This is a genomic window from Streptococcus cuniculi, from assembly GCF_004570575.1.
In the GTDB taxonomy this organism is placed as follows: domain Bacteria; phylum Bacillota; class Bacilli; order Lactobacillales; family Streptococcaceae; genus Streptococcus; species Streptococcus cuniculi_A.
Genome location: NZ_SPPD01000118.1, coordinates 1 through 389 on the forward strand (window position 1 = coordinate 1; position 389 = coordinate 389).

At 58.6% G+C, this 389-nt stretch carries 1 protein-coding gene; it reads right to left on the minus strand.

Features of this window, described 5'->3' with window-relative positions; all coding sequences use genetic code 11:
* The coding region (locus E4T82_RS12690; protein ID WP_209304599.1) for a hypothetical protein at positions 1 to 389 on the minus strand (389 nt) is incomplete at both ends.

The following is a 389-nucleotide window of genomic DNA, read 5'->3' on the forward strand; positions in this document are numbered from 1 at the left end:
GCTACCGGATGCCCTTCAAAAGACTTCCATACCGGCTCCACGTCCGAGTATTCCATCGCACGCCAACCATACCTGCGATTCTCTTCTTCGTGGGCGATCGCTTCACAGAGGGAGATCGGCTCGGTGGTTGGATATGTGCGCAACACGCAGATGGGCTTCGCACACACCATTTGCTTGCCGCGGACTGCAACCCTGCAGCCCGTGTAGTCGCCGCGCTCACGAACCGAGTGGTCCTGATCGTGGTACGTCCAGGTTACACCACGATGGATCTCAAGAGGAATCAGTTGCCATGCGTCCACCTTGCTGACCCCGGAGAATCCGCCGTACATCGCACTGAAGGCACAGTGGAGGTAGCCCCCATGCGCAACCACCGGCACGCCAATTACTTC